General features: G+C 46.3%; 18 protein-coding genes, 1 pseudogene and 1 other annotated feature (1 of these 20 running past the window's edge). Of the genes and pseudogenes, 14 read left to right on the top strand and 5 right to left on the bottom strand.

Annotated features, from left to right (window positions below):
* Positions 1–145, top strand: a binding site (T-box leader); it begins 103 nt to the left of the window's first position.
* Between the two features lie 96 nt (positions 146–241).
* The 6 genes and pseudogenes from rtpA to CW370_RS17690 all read left to right on the top strand — a co-directional run bounded on the left by rtpA (position 242) and on the right by CW370_RS17690 (position 4,794).
* On the top strand, positions 242–403 hold the full coding sequence (gene rtpA, locus CW370_RS17715; protein ID WP_003234807.1) for an anti-TRAP regulator: 162 nt from the start codon (positions 242–244) through the stop codon (positions 401–403).
* A gap of 20 nt (positions 404–423) precedes the next feature.
* Positions 424–1,360, top strand: a pseudogene (locus CW370_RS17710) (DMT family transporter).
* A gap of 96 nt (positions 1,361–1,456) precedes the next feature.
* Positions 1,457–2,137: a two-component system response regulator YcbL gene (gene ycbL, locus CW370_RS17705; RefSeq protein WP_101169891.1), complete on the top strand. Its 681-nt coding sequence runs from the start codon at positions 1,457–1,459 to the stop codon at positions 2,135–2,137.
* A gap of 1 nt (position 2,138) precedes the next feature.
* A complete protein-coding gene (gene ycbM, locus CW370_RS17700; protein WP_101169870.1) occupies positions 2,139–3,074 on the top strand; it encodes a two-component system sensor histidine kinase YcbM in 936 nt (311 codons plus the stop codon).
* A 91-nt stretch (positions 3,075–3,165) separates the two neighbouring features.
* On the top strand, positions 3,166–4,089 hold the full coding sequence (locus CW370_RS17695; protein ID WP_024572520.1) for an ABC transporter ATP-binding protein: 924 nt from the start codon (positions 3,166–3,168) through the stop codon (positions 4,087–4,089).
* A gap of 18 nt (positions 4,090–4,107) precedes the next feature.
* Positions 4,108–4,794 (top strand): ABC transporter permease, encoded by a 687-nt coding sequence (locus CW370_RS17690; protein ID WP_080262631.1) that lies wholly within the window; start codon positions 4,108–4,110, stop codon positions 4,792–4,794.
* On the opposite strand, the gene CW370_RS21355 is transcribed toward CW370_RS17690, so the two are convergent.
* Positions 4,755–4,889, bottom strand: a complete 135-nt coding sequence (locus CW370_RS21355) for a hypothetical protein (protein WP_130573404.1) — start codon at positions 4,887–4,889, stop codon at positions 4,755–4,757. The two genes, CW370_RS17690 and CW370_RS21355, sit on opposite strands and share 40 nt — an antisense overlap.
* A complete protein-coding gene (locus tag CW370_RS17685) occupies positions 4,849–5,235 on the bottom strand; it encodes a YndM family protein (RefSeq protein ID WP_014478718.1) in 387 nt (128 codons plus the stop codon). Before CW370_RS17685 ends, CW370_RS21355 begins: the two co-directional genes overlap by 41 nt.
* 313 nt (positions 5,236–5,548) lie before the next feature.
* Between CW370_RS17685 and cwlJ the strand changes: the two genes are divergently transcribed.
* The 6 genes from cwlJ (at position 5,549) to tatC (ending at position 9,854) form a co-directional block, all read left to right on the top strand.
* On the top strand, positions 5,549–5,977 hold the full coding sequence (cwlJ, locus tag CW370_RS17680; RefSeq protein WP_015715185.1) for a cell wall hydrolase CwlJ: 429 nt from the start codon (positions 5,549–5,551) through the stop codon (positions 5,975–5,977).
* 105 nt (positions 5,978–6,082) lie between these two features.
* Entirely contained in the window at positions 6,083–6,814 is a 732-nt protein-coding gene (locus tag CW370_RS17675) for a vWA domain-containing protein (protein ID WP_024572522.1), read from the top strand.
* Positions 6,815–6,893: 79 nt separating this feature from the next.
* Positions 6,894–7,070 carry a hypothetical protein gene (locus CW370_RS17670; protein WP_032679897.1) on the top strand — a complete coding sequence of 59 codons (177 nt, stop codon included), beginning with the start codon at positions 6,894–6,896 and terminating at the stop codon, positions 7,068–7,070.
* An 18-nt stretch (positions 7,071–7,088) separates the two neighbouring features.
* On the top strand, positions 7,089–8,840 hold the full coding sequence (gene phoD, locus CW370_RS17665) for an alkaline phosphatase PhoD (protein ID WP_101169869.1): 1,752 nt from the start codon (positions 7,089–7,091) through the stop codon (positions 8,838–8,840).
* Positions 8,841–8,852: 12 nt separating this feature from the next.
* Positions 8,853–9,065, top strand: coding sequence for a sec-independent protein translocase protein TatAD (gene tatAD / locus CW370_RS17660; RefSeq protein WP_003223835.1), 213 nt, complete (start codon positions 8,853–8,855; stop codon positions 9,063–9,065).
* Positions 9,066–9,125: 60 nt separating this feature from the next.
* The gene (gene tatC / locus CW370_RS17655) at positions 9,126–9,854 is read left to right on the top strand and encodes a twin-arginine translocase subunit TatC (RefSeq protein ID WP_014475692.1); all 729 of its coding nucleotides are present in this window, start codon (positions 9,126–9,128) and stop codon (positions 9,852–9,854) included.
* Here tatC and pcp read toward each other — a convergent pair.
* Complete coding sequence (pcp, locus tag CW370_RS17650; RefSeq protein ID WP_086343405.1) at positions 9,851–10,498, bottom strand: pyroglutamyl-peptidase I; 648 nt, start codon at positions 10,496–10,498, stop codon at positions 9,851–9,853. The genes tatC and pcp overlap by 4 nt on opposite strands.
* Positions 10,499–10,576: 78 nt before the next feature.
* Between pcp and CW370_RS17645 the strand changes: the two genes are divergently transcribed.
* Entirely contained in the window at positions 10,577–11,689 is a 1,113-nt protein-coding gene (locus CW370_RS17645) for an aminotransferase class V-fold PLP-dependent enzyme (RefSeq protein ID WP_101169868.1), read from the top strand.
* Between the two features lie 42 nt (positions 11,690–11,731).
* Here CW370_RS17645 and lmr(B) read toward each other — a convergent pair whose 3' ends face one another.
* On the bottom strand, positions 11,732–13,171 hold the full coding sequence (gene lmr(B), locus CW370_RS17640; protein WP_029878389.1) for a lincomycin efflux MFS transporter Lmr(B): 1,440 nt from the start codon (positions 13,169–13,171) through the stop codon (positions 11,732–11,734).
* Between the two features lie 37 nt (positions 13,172–13,208).
* Positions 13,209–13,775, bottom strand: coding sequence for a transcriptional regulator LmrA (gene lmrA / locus CW370_RS17635; RefSeq protein WP_101169867.1), 567 nt, complete (start codon positions 13,773–13,775; stop codon positions 13,209–13,211).
* A 216-nt stretch (positions 13,776–13,991) separates the two neighbouring features.
* On the opposite strand from lmrA, the gene ansZ reads away from it, so the two are divergent.
* Positions 13,992–15,119 (top strand): asparaginase AnsZ, encoded by a 1,128-nt coding sequence (gene ansZ / locus CW370_RS17630; protein WP_101169866.1) that lies wholly within the window; start codon positions 13,992–13,994, stop codon positions 15,117–15,119.
* Positions 15,120–15,242 lie beyond the last annotated feature (123 nt).

The following is a 15,242-nucleotide window of genomic DNA, read 5'->3' as shown; positions in this document are numbered from 1 at the left end:
TGCTTTGCTGAACGGATAGTAGGCGATGCCGGGTTTCTCTCCCCGTTACCAAGAGAGGAGTATCGAAACATAGGTTTTCTGTACTTAGAGTGAACGGCTGTATAGCTGTTAATAAAGGTGGTACCGCGAGACCCTCGTCCTTTGCATAGGACGGGGGTTTTTGTGTTTCTTAAAGGAGGTGACGGCCAATGGACGATGGCTGGTGGTGGCATAGCAGATGAGTTAGAAAGGAGGATATCAAATGGTCATTGCAACTGATGATCTTGAGGTCGCATGTCCTAAATGTGAAAGAGCGGGAGAAATCGAAGGAACACCTTGCCCGGCCTGCAGCGGAAAAGGTGTTATTCTGACTGCTCAAGGATATACGCTTCTGGATTTTATCCAAAAGCATTTGAATAAGTAAAGGAGAAAAGCTGAGATGAGATGAGAGCAGAAGAGCAGAGTAAGATTCGTGAGGCCGCAGCAGGTACGATTTTTTTGCTGATCGGAACAGTTTGTTTTGCGTCTAAATCGATTTGGATAAAATGGGCATACCAAATGGGTGCTGAGCCAGATGCCGTGCTGCTATACAGGCAGCTGCTGGCTGTTCCGCTGTTTTGGCTGATTTTTTTAATATACCGTCCTCCAATGCCAGACGGTAAGAAAAAAGGAGACCTATGGAAGGCTTGTGGCGCGGGAGTGTTTTGTTTTTTTCTGTCTCCCTTGCTTGATTTTATCGGGCTGAACCATGTATCCGCAATGGTTGAACGTATATTGCTGATGAGCTATCCGTTGTTTGTGTTTGGATTCACCGCGTGTCGTGACCGGAAAAGGTCCTCAATTCAGGACCTCTTCGCAGTTCTGGCGGTCATGTTTGGGCTTTTCTTGGCGCTGGCCGGCTGGAATGCTGAGCTTTTCCAGGCGAATATGATTGGAGCTGTATTCATTTTGTTATCTTCGGCCGTCTATGCTGGTTATCTTGTCCTTTCCGGGCATCTCGTCCATCAAATCGGGGGGATCCGTCTCAATGCATACGGGATGACAGCTGCTGGAGCTGCCATGATGCTTTACACAGGGATCAAATCGGGCTGGCATGAATACGCCAATGGCAGCATATCCGCTTTCTATGTATGGTTTGTTCGCGGTAATTGCAGTCGTTACCACAGTGATTCCATTTGTGCTAATGCTTGAGGGCATAAAACGAATCGGGGCACAGCGAGCCGCCGCCATTTCAATGGCAGGGCCTATCCTGACGATTTTCTATGGAGCTTTATTTCTCGGTGAACGGCTCGGGCTTATTCAAGTCATTGGATGCGCTGCCGTATTCTTTGTCATTACGGGCATGGAATACAGGAAGCTGAAAACAGGAAAAAAAGAATAATTTATATAAAACACACACGTTTTTCAATTACAATAAGTGTAATTACGTGTGTGTTTTTTGATTTTGTAAAGGTTAGGTGAGAAGATGCAGCGCATATTGCTTGTAGAAGACGACCACTCAATCAGTGAAATGGTGGATCATTATTTAACAAAAGAAGGCTTTGGAATTGTGCATGCCTTCGACGGAGAAGAGGGCATCCGGCTGTTTCAGCAGGGTTCATACGATTTGGTCCTCCTTGATATCATGCTCCCGAAGCTGAACGGCATGGATTTTCTGAAAATCATCCGGGAAAAAAGCAATATACCGGTCTTAATGATTTCGGCAAAAGACGGAGATGTGGACAAGGCATTGGGACTTGGCTTTGGGGCGGATGATTATATCGCCAAACCGTTTTCGATGATTGAGCTGACAGCTAGAGTAAAAGCCGCGATACGGCGGGCAACGCAATATTCGGCAGAGGAGCCGGCTGTGAATAAGGTGATCCAGATTCACCAGCTTGCGATAGATATAGACAATGTTTCCGTTTTGAAAAACGGAGAGCCGCTCCAGCTGACGTCAACAGAATGGCAGCTGCTGTGCTTATTTGCATCAAATCCTAAAAAAGTGTTTACGAAAGAACAAATCTACCGTTCCGTTTGGAATGAAGAGTACTTTGATGATCAGAACATCATTAACGTACATATGCGGCGGCTCAGAGAAAAGATTGAGGATGACCCCTCCTCCCCTCAATATATTAAAACGTTATGGGGCATCGGTTATAAATTAGGAGAGTTTTAGAATGACAGTGCTATGGGTGGCCGCTGTCATCGCTCTGGCGTGTCTGAATGTGATTCAATTCATAATGAAAAAGAAGCGGGACGGGAATCTGGCTTACACGGCTGACCAGCTTAGCTACATGCTCAGCCGGGATTCGGCAGGACAAATTTTGCTTCCTACAGACGATCATGCGCTCAAAAGCTTGCTTGTTAATATCAATCTTATCGTTGAGAATCGTCAGCAGATCAGCGCCCAATTTGCCAAAACAGAGCAATCCATGAAGCGGATGCTGACCAATATGTCTCACGACCTGAAAACGCCGTTAACGGTCATTCTCGGTTATATCGAAGCCATTCAAAGTGACCCGAACATGCCGGACGAAGAGCGGGAAAGATTGCTGGGGAAGCTCCGCCAGAAAACAAATGAACTCATTCAGATGATCAACTCCTTTTTTGATTTAGCGAAATTAGAATCTGAAGATAAAGAGATCCCGATTACCAAAGTACATATGAACGACATATGCAAACGAAATATCCTGCACTATTATGACGCTGTTCAGTCAAAAGGCTTTCAAGCAGCCATCGATATCCCGGATACGCCGGTGTATGCGCAGGCGAATGAAGAGGCTCTGGACAGAATCCTGCAAAACCTATTGTCCAATGCGATTCAATATGGCGCGGCCGGCAAGTTAATCGGGCTGACGCTGTCTTATGATGAAAGGAACATCGCCATCACCGTATGGGATCGCGGAAAAGGGATTAGTGAAACCGATCAGCAGCGGGTGTTTGAGAGGCTGTACACACTTGAAGAATCCAGAAATAAAGCATTTCAAGGAAGCGGACTGGGTTTAACCATCACAAAACGGCTTACAGAAAAAATGGGAGGCACCATATCCGTCCAAAGCAAGCCGTACGAACGGACTGCATTTACGATCACCTTGAAACGCATGACATATTAATCGTAAGAATTTCTTAAGGTTTGAGAAATAAAAATGACAGGGCTCGCCGCTACAATAGAAAACAGGAAAAGAGAGGGAAGGAGAAACAAAGTTGACTTATATCGTACAAACAAACGGGCTGACCAAAACATATCAGGGCAAAGAGGTCGTATCCAATGTCAGCATGCATATTAAAAAAGGTGAAATCTATGGCTTTCTCGGCCCGAACGGCGCGGGGAAAACAACCATTATGAAAATGCTGACGAGCCTTGTCAAACCGACAAGCGGTGAAATCATCATTCTTGGGAACAAGTTCACCCACACGTCATATGAGGTGCTGGGGAACATCGGCAGCATGATTGAATATCCGATTTTTTATGAAAACCTGACAGCTGAAGAAAATTTAGATCTGCATTGTGAATATATGGGATATCACAATAAAAAAGCCATACAAGAAGTGCTGGATATGGTGAATTTAAAACAAATCGACAAAAAACCCGTCAAAACCTTTTCCCTCGGGATGAAGCAGCGCCTTGGAATTGCGCGTGCCATCCTCACGAAGCCGGACCTGCTCATTTTGGATGAGCCGGTGAATGGTCTTGACCCTATCGGCATTAAAAAGATCAGGCAATTGTTTCAAGTGCTGAGCAAAGAGTACGGGATGACACTGCTGATCTCAAGCCACCTGCTGGGTGAAATCGAACAAATCGCGGACACAATCGGCGTCATTCGGGACGGCAGGCTGCTTGAAGAGGTATCAATGGAGGATGTCAGGGGCCAGAACACTGAATACATCGAGCTTGTTACATCGAATCAGACAAAGGCCTGCTTTGTTCTTGAGAAAGAGCTGCAATTAACCAACTTTAAAATTTTAAATGAGAAAACAATCCGAATTTACGAAGCCGAAGCCTCACAGCCTGCTATATCCAAAGCGCTGATTTTAAATGATGTAGACATTGAATCAATGAACAAAAAGTATACGTCGCTGGAGGATTATTTTATCAAATTGATCAACGGCAATAGCATCAGTGCGTAAAGGAGGAGAGACACGTTGATGAATTTGATCAGAATCGAATTAAGAAAAATGAAAATGGGCTGGTATATCAGAGGTGCCCTCATTGCCAACGTGATCATTATGGGTTTTATGTGGCTGATCAGTTATTCCGAAAAAGCCGATGGCGGGGTTTCGTTCCAAAGTACGGATGAAGCATTCCTCATCATCGGCACCTTCGTCAGAGCGGTATTTATCGTATTTGGCGCTGTGCTGATCGTAAAATTGGTGATTTCGGAATATAAAAACAAAACCATTCTTGTGATGTTCACGTACCCGATCAGCCGTAAAAAGCTGCTCACCGCTAAGCTCATGATCGCGGGCGGACTGACGTTTATCACGATTTTACTTTCAAATATACTCATAGCCGCCGGTTTCTTTTGGCTGAACTCGATCTACCATTTCATACCAGGAGAGCTTACTTTCGAGATCATTTCTCAACAGGCGGTCAAAATGGCGGTTTTCGCTTTTGGCGCCGCTGGAACCAGTTTAGTTCCCATCTTTTTTGGGATGCGTAGACACTCGGTTCCGGCGACCATCATTTCATCTGTAGTAATTGTGATGCTCATCAGCTCAACAAGTCCGGGCTTCTCGATTTCATCTGTTGTGTATATCCCGTTATCGTTAGCGGCATTCGGATTGTTCTTTTCCTACATGGCGATCAGGAATGCGGACAAGCAGGATGCGTAAACAAAGGCGCCCAATAAGTATAAAAGGCCGATGCTGTCAGCACCGGCCTTTCCATTATGAGTCTGTTCTTGTTTCAAGATAATGCTTCTTGCCAATCTCTTTGCTCATCATATAGAAATGGAAGCAATATTCACCGATTGCCATGACGATCGCGCCGAATAAAGCCGCCAACGCAACTTCACCGCCAGTCATCCCCAGGGAAAGCGGCATGCCCATCAGCCAGATCACAAGAAAGGCCAAGCCAAAATCAGCCAAAGTTGCAATCATATTATTCCATCTCGGCAATACATACAGATCGCCCAGCAAATAAGAAATAACCCCTAACACAATCGTCATTAGCAGCGTATCACCAAACGTGAAACCAAAGCCCAGACCAAGCACCAGATACAACACAATAATCGTCATAATACCTTTAATAGCGAGCGCTTTCACATGTGTCATTACAATTCCTCCTTTTGTCATTTGATTTGTTATGTATAATTCCTCAAATGTAAAAAGTTAAACCTTATTTCTTTTCGGAGGCGGGTGCAAATCTGCTGGGGAGGGGTCAATGATGTGAATCCAGGAATTGAGGCTGCGGCGCTTCGACAGCGGAAACGTGAAGCTTGTACTGCACCGGACGCTGCTTTGATGCCCAACAGCCCATTATGTTTGCTGTTTTTAGATGAATAAATTTAAAAACTTCTCCTGTCCCTCCGTCATCACTTCTGAAGTAATGAAATATGATGAAAAGAGATCAAGGGGAGGTGACGTGATGGCGGTCGTGAGAGCAACGAGTGCGGATGTCGATTTGATGGCAAGGCTGCTCAGAGCGGAAGCGGAAGGCGAAGGCAAGCAGGGGATGCTGCTTGTCGGCAACGTTGGAATTAATCGGCTGCGGGCGAATTGCTCAGATTTTAAAGGCCTCCGCACCATCAGGCAGATGATTTATCAGCCACACGCGTTTGAGGCTGTGACTCATGGATATTTTTATCAAAGGGCGCGAGATAGCGAGCGTGCCCTTGCACGCCGGTCGATTAATGGTGAAAGGCGCTGGCCTGCAAAATTTAGTTTATGGTACTTCAGGCCGGAGGGGGACTGTCCAGCCCAGTGGTATAACCAGCCGTTTGTGGCCAGATTTAAGTCACACTGCTTTTATCAGCCGACGGCGGAGACGTGTGAAAATGTATATAACACATTTTAGAGACAGGACACCGTTCAAATTGAACGGTGTTTTTATTTGAAAAGATGCAATGGAAAATATTCCTGTGAGATAATCGAAGAAAAAAGAGCTGACGGAGATGACAGAATGGCAACAATTGACCTGCAAAAGAAAAGTGTAAAGATCGTACTGGAGAAAAAGCAGTTAACGAAGGTGACGGCTCGTGTCGGACTGGTTCTTGATATTACGGGATCGATGAGACCGCTCTACAAAAACGGGACGGTTCAAAATGTGGTGGAGCGGATTTTGGCAGTGGCTGATCAGTTTGATGATAACGGTTTGCTGGATGTATGGGTGTATGATAATGAATTTTCCCGATTAAAGCCAGTTTCAGAAAAGGAGTTTTCGGGCTATGTCGATCGTGAAATTTTAAATAATGACCGCTTGCATAAATTCGGCAGAAATGATGAGCCGCCAGTCATGAAGGACGTGCTGCGCAAATATGTTGCGGAGGAACCGAGCTCGTATCCTGCTTTCATTGTTTTTATCAATGACGGGGGCTGTAAAAAGTCAATCAAACCGATAATTGAAGCTTCTTCTGATAAACCGGTGTTCTGGCAGTTTGTCGGCATCGGAAACGGAAACTTTGATTTTCTCAATAAACTGGATACGCTAGAAGGGCGTGTCGTTGATAACACGAACTTCCTGCATATCGAAGAGATTGACCGCATTTCTGATGATGAGCTTTATGATGCTCTGCTTGCTGAATTTCCATTTTGGCTAAAAGAAGCGAAGGAAAAAGGGATTGTAAGAGAACAAGAGCCTCCTGCTGAAAAGCCGAAAAAGAAGGGCTTTTTCAGCAGATTGTTTTCGAAATAACTGATAAGGCACTGAGTCATTCTACGAAATGGCTCGGTGTTTTTGTTTTTTTAAGATCATGTGAAGAAAAATAGTCCGAATGGGCGGCTTGCAAATGACAGGATATGCAGAAAACGCGTCATTCAGCCAGCTTTCGGCATGTTTCAGCGGCAGGCTTGTGAGGGAAGACCTGTTTTTGATGTTCAGCGCTTACAATCGGTTCACACTTCTTCACAGTCGTTTAACAATGATTTCCTATAATGGAGACGATCAATGAGGAGAGAGGGGATCTTGAATGGCATACGACAGTCGTTTTGATGAATGGGTACAGAAACTGAAAGAGGAAAGCTTTCAAAACAATACGTTTGACCGCCGTAAATTTATTCAAGGAGCGGGGAAGATTGCAGGACTTTCTCTTGGATTAACGATTGCCCAGTCGGTTGGGGCCTTTGAAGTAAATGCTGCGCCTAAATTCTCAAGCTATCCGTTTACATTAGGGGTAGCGTCAGGTGATCCGCTTTCTGACAGTGTCGTGCTTTGGACACGCCTGGCACCAGATCCGCTGAACGGCGGAGGAATGCCGAAGCAAGCAGTGCCTGTCAAATGGGAGGTCGCAAAGGATGAGCATTTCCGCAAAATCGTAAGAAAAGGCACTGAAATGGCGAAACCGAGTCTTGCCCATTCCGTTCATGTGGAAGCGGACGGGCTTGAGCCGAACAAAGTGTACTATTACCGTTTCAAAACCGGCCATGAACTAAGCCCTGTCGGAAAAACAAAAACACTGCCTGCCCCTGGCGCCAATGTGACGCAAATGACCTTTGCATTTGCTTCCTGCCAGCAATATGAGCACGGATATTATACGGCCTACAAGCATATGGCAAAGGAAAAGCTTGATCTTGTCTTCCATCTCGGTGATTACATATATGAATACGGTCCAAATGAATATGTATCAAAAACAGGCAATGTCCGCACGCACAACAGCGCGGAAATCATTTCGCTGCAAGACTATCGGAACCGTCACGCTCAATACCGTTCTGACGCCAATCTTAAAGCTGCACATGCGGCATTCCCTTGGGTTGTAACTTGGGATGACCATGAAGTTGAAAACAACTATGCCAATAAAATACCTGAAAAAGGACAGTCGGTTGAAGCATTCGTGCTCCGCCGCGCGGCAGCATACCAGGCATACTATGAACATATGCCGCTCCGCATTTCCTCTTTGCCGAATGGCCCAGATATGCAGCTGTACCGGCACTTTACGTACGGAAACCTGGCGTCCTTCAATGTACTTGATACCCGCCAGTACAGGGACGACCAAGCCAATAACGACGGCAATAAGCCGCCTTCTGATGAATCGCGCAATCCGAATCGGACCCTGCTTGGAAAAGAACAGGAGCAGTGGCTCTTCAACAATTTGGGCAGCTCGACAGCCCACTGGAATGTGCTGGCGCAGCAGATTTTCTTTGCCAAGTGGAATTTCGGGACAAGCGCAAGCCCGATCTACAGCATGGATTCGTGGGACGGCTACCCGGCTCAGCGCGAACGGGTTATCAATTTCATTAAAAGCAAAAATCTGAATAATGTTGTCGTACTGACAGGTGATGTACACGCAAGCTGGGCATCGAATTTGCATGTCGATTTCGAGAAAACAAGTTCAAAAATATTCGGAGCCGAATTTGTCGGAACCTCGATCACTTCCGGAGGAAACGGCGCCGATAAGCGGGCGGATACGGACCAAATTTTAAAAGAAAATCCGCACATCAAGTTCTTTAACGACTATCGCGGATATGTCCGCTGTACAGTGACGCCTCACCAGTGGAAAGCCGATTATCGGGTCATGCCGTTTGTGACCGAGCCGGGCGCAGCCATTTCCACGCGGGCTTCATTCGTTTACCAGAAAGACCAAACTGGGTTGAGAAAGGTATCATCCACAACAATCCAAGGCGGGGTGAAGCAATCCGATGAGGTCGAAGAGGATCGTTTCTTTGCGCACAACAAAGCCCACGAAAAACAAATGATTAAGAAGCGGGCAAAAATCACGAATTAAGGAGTGAAAATTATGTTTTCAAACATTGGAATACCGGGCTTGATTCTGATCTTCGTCATCGCCCTCATTATTTTTGGCCCTTCCAAGCTGCCGGAAATCGGGCGTGCCGCCGGACGGACACTGCTGGAATTTAAAAGCGCCACAAAATCACTTGTGTCTGGTGATGAAAAAGAAGAGAAATCAGCTGAGCTGACAGCGGTAAAGCAGGACAAAAACGCGGGCTGAATGCTGATGAGGCAGACACCGGGTCTGCCTCTTTTTTTATGAAAGGGAGGGCTTTTTTGAATGGATAAAAAAGAAACCCATCTGATCGGGCATTTAGAAGAGCTTCGCCGCCGGATTATCGTCACCCTTGCGGCATTTTTTCTATTTCTCATCACGGCTTTTTTGTTCGTACAGGACATTTATGACTGGCTGATCAGGGATTTGGATGGAAAGCTGGCTGTGCTTGGGCCGAGTGAAATCCTCTGGGTGTATATGATGCTTTCCGGCATTTGTGCCATTGCGGCTTCTATCCCTGTTGCCGCGTACCAGCTGTGGCGTTTCGTTGCACCGGCGCTGACGAAAACGGAGCGCAAGGTGACGCTCATGTACATACCAGGTTTATTTGCGTTGTTTTTGGCGGGCATCTCCTTCGGATACTTTGTCTTGTTTCCGATCGTGCTCAGCTTTTTGACTCATTTATCCTCCGGCCACTTTGAAACGATGTTTACGGCTGACCGCTACTTTAGGTTTATGGTGAATTTGAGCCTGCCGTTCGGCTTCTTGTTTGAGATGCCCTTGGTGGTGATGTTTTTAACAAGGCTGGGCATCTTAAATCCTTACAGACTGGCCAAAGCGAGAAAGCTTTCCTATTTTCTGCTGATTGTCGTGTCCATATTGATTACACCGCCTGATTTTATTTCTGATTTTCTCGTGATGATCCCGCTTCTTGTCCTGTTTGAAGTGAGTGTCACCCTATCGGCGTTTGTCTACAAAAAGAGGCTGAGGGAAGAAACAGCGGCGGCCGCTTAGTGCAGCGTACCGCCCGGTGACTTCACATCCTCATCATATTGTGCGGCCGTAACAGCGGCGATTCTCAATGCCCGGACAATCGTGTCCAGGCTGAGGCTCGGCGCTGTTTTGTCGATTGTTTGCTGCGGAATGTAAGGAATATGAATAAAACCGCCGCGAATGTGCGGGGATGTCCGGCTAATGTGATCCATTAACCCGTAGAACAAATAGTTGCATACAAAGGTCCCCGCTGTGTATGAAACCGCAGCTGGAATGCCGTGTTCCTTCATCTTAGCAGTCATTCGTTTCACGGGAAGCCCTGTCCAGTAAGCGGCGGGCCCATCTGGAGAAATCTCTTCATCAATCGGCTGATGCCCTTCGTTATCGGGGATTCGCGCATCTGCAAGGTTGATCGCCACTCGTTCCGGTGTAACCTGCATCCGTCCTCCTGCTTGGCCGACACAAATTACGATATCCGGCTGATGTGTTTGAATGGCTTGGCGCAGAGTGTCCAGAGCGGATCTAAAGACGGTTGGAATTTGTTCCGCTGTAATAATGGCTTCTTCTGTCTCGAAGCCATTAAGCCGTTTCGCTGCTTCCCATGATGGATTGACGGTTTCTTTGTCAAAAGGGTCAAAGCCTGTGATCAGCACTTTTTTTCTCATTCTCCCATCTCCTTTTTCTTTTATTCTATTGTTTATTTATGGGTTTTTCATCAAAATAATGTAAAGGAGTGAATCATAATGGAGCATTTGCCGCAGCAGTATCGTCATTTATTCCCAATCTTGCAGACGCATACGATGCTTGCCAGCTGTTCTCAGAGCGCATTGGCAGAGCCTGTATCAAGGGCGATCCAGGATTATCATGACAGCCTGCTGTATATGGGGACGAACTGGAAAGAAGCGATCGAAAAAACAGAGTTTGCGAGAAACGAGTTTGCAAAGCTGATCGGGGCTGAACCGGATGAAGTGGCGATTGTGCCGTCAGTTTCTGATGCGCTGGTTTCTGTAGCATCGTCCTTAACTGCATTTGGAAAGAAGCACGTTGTATATACAGATATGGATTTTCCGGCGGTGCCTCATGTTTGGCAGGCACACTCCGATTATACCGTATCCGTCATTCCATCAATAGACGGTGTGATGCCGCTCGAACAGTATGAAACGGATATTTCGGATGAAACAGTACTGACGTGTGTTCCTCACGTTCATTATCGTGACGGCTATGTTCAGGATATAAAAGCGATTGCCGAGATTTCTCAGAGAAAGGGCTCTTTATTGTTTGTAGATGCTTATCAATCAGCCGGGCATATTCCCATTGATGTGAAGGAATGGGGCGCAGATATGCTGGCGGCAGGCACCCGGAAGTATTTGCTCGGCATACCGGGTGTGGCGTTTCTTTATGTGAGAAAGGAGCTGGCTGACGCACTGAAACCGAAAGCATCAGCTTGGTTCGGCAGAGAGAACGGATTTGATGGGGCTTATGCGAAAGGCGCGCGCCGTTTTCAAACGGGCACCCCAGCTTTTATCAGCGTATCCGCAGCTGTAGCGGCTTTATCGCTGCTGAATTATATTGGGGTTTCTCATATCCGGGATCATGTGAAAACGATCTGTGTCGATGCAGTTCAATATGCCGCTGAAAAAGGCCTGAAGCTGGCGGCGGGACAAGAGGGGATTCAGCCGGGCATGGTTGCGATCCGGGATGAGCGGGCATCGGAAACGGCGGCGTTGCTGAAGAAGAAAAAAGTGATTTGTGCGCCGCGGGACAATGTCATCCGTCTCGCTCCCCATTTTTATAATACGAAGGAGGACATGCGGCACGCGATTGATGAAATCGCGGCGAAAACGATCCACAAGTAAACATAAAAAAAGCCCCTGAACACTAGTCAGGGGCTTTTCATATTAATGATCTACCTTCACGCGCTTCATAAAGAAAGCGCCAATTAAACCGATAATGGCAACAATCATTGCAAACACAAATGCGTGCTGTACGCCTGCTGTCAAAGCTTGCGGGATGACTGCCGGATCGGCAGGGTTTTTAACTGTATTCATATAATCATGCTGGCCTGCAGCCATAATGCTGACCGCAACCGCTGTTCCGATAGCGCCGGCCATTTGCTGCAGCGTGTTCATAATGGCGGTGCCGTCTGGATAAAATTCGCGCGGCAGTTGGTTTAAACCGTTTGTCTGTGCAGGCATCATGATCATAGAAATCCCGATCATCAAGCAGGTGTGCAGGATGATAATCAGCACAGCCGTTGAAGTGGTCGTGACATTTGAGAAGAACCATAGTACAACAGTGACAATCACAAATCCCGGAATGACAAGCCATTTCGGCCCGTATTTATCGAACAAGCGGCCTGTAACAGGAGACATAAATCCATTTAAAATACCGCCCGGCAAGAGAACAAGACCAGATGCAAATGCAGTCAGGACTAAGCCGCCTTGCAGATACATCGGCAGAAGCAGCATAGATGACAGAATGACCATCATACAAATGAACACCATGATAACACCCAAAATAAACATCGGGTATTTGAACGCACGGAGGTTCATCATCGGCTGCTTCATTGTCAGCTGGCGGATTGAAAATAGGATAAGGCCGACAACGCCGACAATCAGCGACACGATAACAGTCGGGCTGGACCATCCCCCGGAGCCTTCACCCGCGTTGCTGAATCCGAACACAATGCCGCCGAAGCCAATCGTCGACAGGATGATAGACAATATATCGATTTTCGGCTTTGTCGTCTCAGATACATTCTGCATATATGCGATACCGAACACAAGCGCCAGCACAAGGAACGGAAGAGAGATCCAGAAAATCCAGTGCCAGTTGAGATGCTCCAGAACCAATCCTGAGAAAGTTGGGCCGATGGCGGGCGCGAACATAATGACAAGACCGATCGTTCCCATTGCGGCGCCCCGTTTATGAGGCGGGAAAATCACCAAGATTGTGTTAAACATTAGGGGCAGTAAAAGACCGGTTCCAAGTGCCTGAACGATCCTTGCCGCTAATAAAAACGAGAAGCTCGGCGCAAGCGCCGCAATGAATGTACCTAAAATTGAAAAGATAAGTGACACGGTAAATAGCTGTCTTGTTGTGAACCACTGCAACAGCAGTCCTGAAACAGGAACAAGGATACCGAGTACAAGCAGGTAGCCCGTCGTTAACCATTGGACGGTTGCCGCTGTAATGTTCAATTCCTTCATAAGGTCGGTTAACGCAATATTCAGCGCTGTTTCACTGAACATGCCGATAAAACCGGCCAACAGCAAGGAAATCATAATCGGCATCACTTTGTATTGCTGAGATGCTTTAGCTGTTGTTTCCAAAATCATTTCCCCTCTCTATCAACTGCATGTAGTATGTCGTTTTTTATCTCTTCAGCAGGTCAGGAATGCAGCTGGAGATATGAAGGAGCGGCGTACTGTTTTTTGCCGTCAAAGATAAAAGGATGCCGCCTTCAATCATCGCGTTAACCACAGTGCTGGCTTCTTTTGCACGGCTCTCGCTGCAGCCAGTCTGCCGCAGTTTTTCCTCATACACAGAGGCCCATTCTTTGTAGGCTTCATGACAGGCTTCGCGCAACGGTTCGCTTTTCAATGACGTCTCAGCCGCTAGCAAGCCCACAGGCAAGCCTTCAATGTCTTCCGTACATGAAAACTGGCAGGAGAGCTCCTTCAAAAAGGCTTGAATGCCTTCCGCTGGATCGGTGCAGGATTCCATGCAGTCCGCGATTTTCTGACGGATATACTCCTTCATCTCATTCACGGCTTCGATCGCAAGCTGTTCTTTACCCCCGGGAAAGTGGTAGTAAAGAGAGCCTTTAGGCGCGCCGCTTTCCTTTATAATCTGGTTCAGCCCCGTGCCGTAATACCCCTGCAGCTGAAAAAGCCGGGTAGCTGCCGAAAGGATTTTCTCACGGGAATCTCCATAACTCATAACATTCCCACCTTACTGAATTGCAATCAAAAATATAGTGACTGGTCTATTATCTTGATTCAATCATCAATTGTCAAGAAAAATTCATTGTATGAAAAGACAAAAAAAGAAGGATATGACAACAAAAAATACTGAGAGAAAAGCTGACTGATCTTTTGACTGAATAGATAAAATGTTCAATGATTAATCATCATATGGATGTAAGGAGAGAAATAGATGAAAAAACAACGAATGCTCGTACTTTTTACCGCACTATTGTTTGTTTTTACCGGATGTTCACATTCTCCTGAAACAAAAGAATCCCCGAAAGAAAAAACGCAGACACAAAAAGTCTCTTCGGCTTCTGCCTCTGAAAAAAAGGATCTGCCAAACATTAGAATTTTAGCGACAGGAGGCACGATAGCTGGTGCCGATCAATCGAAAACCTCAACAACTGAATATAAAGCAGGTGTTGTCGGCGTTGAATCACTGATCGAGGCAGTTCCAGAAATGAAGGACATTGCAAACGTCGGCGGCGAGCAGATTGTTAACGTCGGCAGCACAAATATTGATAATAAAATATTGCTGAAGCTGGCGAAACGCATCAACCACTTGCTCGCTTCAGATGATGTAGACGGAATCGTCGTGACTCATGGAACAGATACATTGGAGGAAACCGCTTATTTTTTGAATCTCACCGTGAAAAGTGATAAACCGGTTGTTATTGTCGGTTCGATGAGACCTTCCACAGCCATCAGCGCTGATGGGCCTTCTAACCTGTACAATGCAGTGAAAGTGGCAGGTGCCCCTGAGGCAAAAGGGAAAGGGACGCTTGTTGTTCTTAACGACCGGATTGCCTCAGCCCGATATGTCACCAAAACAAACACAACCACAACAGATACATTTAAATCAGATGAAATGGGCTTTGTCGGAACAATTGCCGATGATATCTATTTTAATAATGAGATTACCCGTAAGCATACGAAGGACACGGATTTCTCGGTTTCTAATCTTGATGAGCTGCCGCAGGTTGACATTATCTATGGATACCAAAATGACGGAAGCTACCTGTTTGACGCTGCTGTAAAAGCCGGAGCAAAGGGGATTGTATTTGCCGGTTCTGGGAACGGGTCTTTATCTGACGCAGCCGAAAAAGGGGCGGACAGCGCAGTCAAAAAAGGCGTCACAGTGGTGCGCTCTACCCGCACGGGAAATGGTGTCGTCACACCAAACCAAGACTATGCGGAAAAGGACTTGCTGGCATCGAACTCTTTAAACCCCCAAAAAGCACGGATGTTGCTGATGCTTGCGCTCACCAAAACAAATGATCCTCAAAAAATCCAAGCTTATTTCAATGAGTATTGAAGAAAAGAAGGCGAATAAGCCTTCTTTTTTTGGCTTTTTAGGACCAATAATGACCTATGAATCTTAAAATTTCTTTAAAAATAAGCCAAAATTACCCTTTACTTAATTAATTTGGTAACGTAA

Origin of the sequence: Bacillus sp. SN32 (genome assembly GCF_002837495.1) — a bacterium.
GTDB lineage: Bacteria > Bacillota > Bacilli > Bacillales > Bacillaceae > Bacillus > Bacillus subtilis.
This window is presented reverse-complemented; position numbering and strand designations above follow the sequence as displayed.

What these genes read in the sequence shown, in the direction of transcription:
- ansZ (WP_101169866.1), top strand. Translation starts at nt 13,992, where the DNA reads ATGAAAAAACAACGAATGCTCGTACTTTTTACCGCACTATTGTTTGTT.
- cwlJ (WP_015715185.1), top strand. Translation starts at nt 5,549, where the DNA reads ATGGCGGTCGTGAGAGCAACGAGTGCGGATGTCGATTTGATGGCAAGG.
- CW370_RS17685 (WP_014478718.1), bottom strand. Translation starts at nt 5,235, where the DNA reads ATGACACATGTGAAAGCGCTCGCTATTAAAGGTATTATGACGATTATT.
- lmrA (WP_101169867.1), bottom strand. Translation starts at nt 13,775, where the DNA reads ATGAGTTATGGAGATTCCCGTGAGAAAATCCTTTCGGCAGCTACCCGG.
- tatC (WP_014475692.1), top strand. Translation starts at nt 9,126, where the DNA reads ATGGATAAAAAAGAAACCCATCTGATCGGGCATTTAGAAGAGCTTCGC.
- CW370_RS17645 (WP_101169868.1), top strand. Translation starts at nt 10,577, where the DNA reads ATGGAGCATTTGCCGCAGCAGTATCGTCATTTATTCCCAATCTTGCAG.
- CW370_RS17675 (WP_024572522.1), top strand. Translation starts at nt 6,083, where the DNA reads ATGGCAACAATTGACCTGCAAAAGAAAAGTGTAAAGATCGTACTGGAG.
- rtpA (WP_003234807.1), top strand. Translation starts at nt 242, where the DNA reads ATGGTCATTGCAACTGATGATCTTGAGGTCGCATGTCCTAAATGTGAA.
- ycbM (WP_101169870.1), top strand. Translation starts at nt 2,139, where the DNA reads ATGACAGTGCTATGGGTGGCCGCTGTCATCGCTCTGGCGTGTCTGAAT.
- phoD (WP_101169869.1), top strand. Translation starts at nt 7,089, where the DNA reads ATGGCATACGACAGTCGTTTTGATGAATGGGTACAGAAACTGAAAGAG.
- CW370_RS17670 (WP_032679897.1), top strand. Translation starts at nt 6,894, where the DNA reads ATGGGCGGCTTGCAAATGACAGGATATGCAGAAAACGCGTCATTCAGC.
- CW370_RS17690 (WP_080262631.1), top strand. Translation starts at nt 4,108, where the DNA reads ATGAATTTGATCAGAATCGAATTAAGAAAAATGAAAATGGGCTGGTAT.
- pcp (WP_086343405.1), bottom strand. Translation starts at nt 10,498, where the DNA reads ATGAGAAAAAAAGTGCTGATCACAGGCTTTGACCCTTTTGACAAAGAA.
- tatAD (WP_003223835.1), top strand. Translation starts at nt 8,853, where the DNA reads ATGTTTTCAAACATTGGAATACCGGGCTTGATTCTGATCTTCGTCATC.